Annotated in this window: 5 protein-coding genes; 1 reads left to right on the plus strand and 4 read right to left on the minus strand. The window is 42.1% G+C overall.

What is annotated here, in order from left to right; translation table 11 throughout:
* Window positions 1–74 precede the first annotated feature (74 nt).
* The 4 genes from ACERC7_RS10470 to ACERC7_RS10485 all read right to left on the minus strand — a co-directional run bounded on the left by ACERC7_RS10470 (window position 75) and on the right by ACERC7_RS10485 (window position 2,146).
* Entirely contained in the window at window positions 75–683 is a 609-nt protein-coding gene (locus tag ACERC7_RS10470; protein WP_373666888.1) for an Ig-like domain-containing protein, read from the minus strand.
* 250 nt (window positions 684–933) lie between these two features.
* Window positions 934–1,263: a CrcB family protein gene (locus tag ACERC7_RS10475; RefSeq protein ID WP_373659685.1), complete on the minus strand. Its 330-nt coding sequence runs from the start codon at window positions 1,261–1,263 to the stop codon at window positions 934–936.
* Window positions 1,264–1,266: 3 nt separating this feature from the next.
* Window positions 1,267–1,641: a CrcB family protein gene (locus ACERC7_RS10480; RefSeq protein WP_373666889.1), complete on the minus strand. Its 375-nt coding sequence runs from the start codon at window positions 1,639–1,641 to the stop codon at window positions 1,267–1,269.
* A 61-nt stretch (window positions 1,642–1,702) separates the two neighbouring features.
* Window positions 1,703–2,146: a flavodoxin gene (locus tag ACERC7_RS10485; protein WP_373660659.1), complete on the minus strand. Its 444-nt coding sequence runs from the start codon at window positions 2,144–2,146 to the stop codon at window positions 1,703–1,705.
* 201 nt (window positions 2,147–2,347) lie between these two features.
* On the opposite strand from ACERC7_RS10485, the gene ACERC7_RS10490 reads away from it, so the two are divergent.
* The gene (locus ACERC7_RS10490) at window positions 2,348–3,280 is read left to right on the plus strand and encodes a bifunctional oligoribonuclease/PAP phosphatase NrnA (RefSeq protein ID WP_373659687.1); all 933 of its coding nucleotides are present in this window, start codon (window positions 2,348–2,350) and stop codon (window positions 3,278–3,280) included.
* The last annotated feature ends 127 nt before the right edge of the window (window positions 3,281–3,407 follow it).

Raw genomic sequence — 3,407 nt, forward strand, 5'->3', positions numbered from 1 at the left:
GTCCACTGGTGGAACCATCATCGCATTCACGGTAGTCTCGATTACCAAACACCTATGGTTAAGCGAGTTATCGCTTAACAAAAACACTTTATAAAAATTGTACAGAAAAGGGGTGCCTTTTCACTCGTGAGCCCACCCATTTTACGATAATTATAGGTTGTACCATCATACTCTGACCTTGTAATAGCAGGTAACACTTTGATTGTGAGTGTATCTGTATCATCAACTCCTTTTAGTGGAATGGTCACTTCAGCTTCACTATTAAATTTAAATTTTCCAGAGAAGTTTCCTTTAACACCTTGAACTGATGTATAGTTCTTTTTCGCCATCCACTGGTCAAGATTTTTTAAGGTTAACTTCACCTGACCACCTTTGTCTGTACCATTTGAAGTAATCTCAACATCAGCAACAGCAACTTCCTCAAAGATAAACTCTTCTGTTTTTTCCTTGACATCAAATGACTCAGGTAATTCAAAAACAAAATAGTCTCCATCAGCTAAATTATTATCATACGCTGCTAAATCAAATTCAACAAAAAATTCATAAGCAGATCCCACGTATAGCTCCTGAGGATTAATCTCTTTGCGAGATTCATTTTGAAGCTTTGTTTTAAAAGTAACATTTGTCAATTCTTTAGCTTGTACTGTTTGACTTGTGACAAATAAACTACCAAATATAAACATTATAGAAGTGAATAGCAGTATCAACTTCTATAAAAACCGATGCGTTATCATAAATCTGTTTCCTTTCTTTGTCCTAAGCTTTCTAAGAAATAATTTTGCAAGTCCAGTAAGAAAAAGCGGACTATTGCTATATCAATATCATCGATACTTGTAGACACTACTATTATATCCCCCCCCCCCCCCCGAAAAATCAAGTATTTAAGCGTTTTTCAAGAGATTTTTAAATAATTATTTTTACCAAACCAAAATATCAGATAGCCAAGATTCGACCTAGGACGATTCCTCCTACTCCAAGAACATAAGTCAGAATAAGGTAAACAAACCATTCTCTTGGCTTTGTTCTGCGATCAAGTAGCTCCAAGTTGAAGGTCGAGTAAGTACCCAAACCACCTAAGAAAAAGATTAACCACGACTGCAAGTTTGGACTGAACATCGTCGACTGCGAAAGGTACCCAATCGTAACTGCCACCAGAAGATTAGCACTTAGCGTTCCTAGTGATAACTGACAGTAAGCGTTGAGCGGTCTGAGTGCATAGCGCAAGAGAGCCCCACAACCGCAGAGTATCATCACTATCACCATCTACTATCCCTCCTCTCTCTTTAGAGCTCGGCTATTTGCCAATAAAGCCACTAAATAACCACCAAGAATATGGCAAACCATCAAGCCAATTAGTCGCCACCAATCGCCTTGCTCAAGAGCAGTGGCCAAGGCCATAAAAATCGGCGCAATAGTGCTCAATCCTCCAAAAAAGCCCACACTTAATCCTACTTTTAGCGATGGACTAATACTTTTTGAGTGAAAGAGGTGATGTGTCGAATAAACTAGGCCATAAACAGCTACATAATTACAGCCCAGCAGCCCAATATCTCCGAACTGCAGGACTACCAACTGGCGTAAAAGCCCACCTAATCCTGCAAAGAAGAAGATAAGGCTTACTTTTTTCACATGTTCTACCATTACTCCTCCTAACAAATAAGGCAGGATTTTATCCATGCCTTACTGATATTTTCAACATTATTTAAACCAGCTTAGAGACCAGCTGCTCTGCAAAATTCTCAAGGGCTTTGATGTCATCATCCTCAGCTGCCAAATCAACTTTAACAGATGCTGCACCTTTTGTTGCGCCGCTTTTTTCAAACGCGGCCTCAAAGTCGTCAACAGCCTTGCAGAAAAAATCATAAAAGGTATCACCAGAACCGACAACACCATAAATTTTCCCTGTCAGGTCCAGTTCTTGTAAATCTTCGTAAAAGTCTACGATTTCGTCAGGTAAATCACCATCACCATAGGTATAGGTGGCAACAATCGCAATATCTGCCTCTTCAAAATCACTGGCATCTACGCCCGTGCATTCCTCAAGTTCAACGGTATGTCCTAACTGGGTCAACTTGTCAGCCACGATATTGGCAATTTCTTCAGTGTTACCAGTCATGCTAGCGTAAACAATCTTAGCTAAAGCCATAATGTCCTCCTATTTTGACCTTATTATACCACATCAGGGGTCTCTAGGCTAGCCCAAAACGTCCTTTTACATAGTAGTGAAAAATAAACAAGTCCTAATCAGTGTCATCAGCCATGTGGCTATTATCAAGAACCATCAACGTTTGAAAAAAAAAGACTTTTATGCTATGCTAAGGCAAACTAGCATAGAAAAGAGATAACGATGACTGCTCCTTTCCTTTCAATCTTACAAGCGATTCAAGCTTACGATACCATCATCATCCACCGCCACCAAAAGCCAGACCCTGATGCCATCGGGTCTCAGGTTGGGCTGGCAGAACTTATCCGCCATAACTTTCCAGATAAACGTGTGTTAACCACAGGCTATGAGGAGCCAACCTTATCTTGGTTAGCAGCAATGGATAGCGTCTCAGATAAGGATTATACTAGCAGCCTGGTTATCGTGACTGATACCGCCAATAAAGCGAGAATTGATGATGAGCGCTATAACAATGGCGATTGCCTGATTAAAATCGACCATCACCCCAACGATGAACCTTATGGAGAGTTCGTTTGGGTTGATACGATAGCTTCTTCTTGTAGCGAGATGATTGCTGAGATGGCTATTGAACTGGGATGGACGATGACCACTAAAATCGCCCGCCTGCTCTATGCAGGTATTGTCGGCGATACTGGGCGTTTTCTCTACCCAGCCACCAGCTCAAAGACCTTCCGTATCGCTAGCTATTTGCTTGACACCGGCATTGATGCTGCCCTCATCACTCGACAACTGGACACCTTATCGCCCAAGCTCGCTCGCCTGATGGGCTACATTCTGGAGCACCTACAGGTGGACCATAGCGGAGCGGCTCAAATTGTTCTTTCCACAACACTTTTGCAGGACTTTGACATCAGACCTGAGGAAGTCAGCCTCGTTGTTGGACTACCAGGAAAAATTGACAGTGTCGACCGCTGGATGATTTGTACGGAACAAGCAGATGGTAGCTATCGGGTCAACCTTCGCAGTAAAACCCTGACCATCAACGGCATCGCCAAGGAGCACCACGGTGGTGGACATCCCCTAGCCAGCGGTGCCAAAGCCTATTCACCAGAGGAAATCGCTACCATCTGGGCAAAATTAAAAGACCTCCGTTAATCGTGAACCGCACCCCAAAAGTTAGACAGATAATCTAACGAATGGGGTGCTTTTTTATGAAATTGAGCTACGAAGATAAATTAAATCTCTATGAGCTAAGAAATAAAGGGCTGACGTGGTCCCAACT

This window comes from Streptococcus sp. E17BB (assembly GCF_041807725.1).
Classification (GTDB): Bacteria; Bacillota; Bacilli; order Lactobacillales; family Streptococcaceae; genus Streptococcus; species Streptococcus entericus.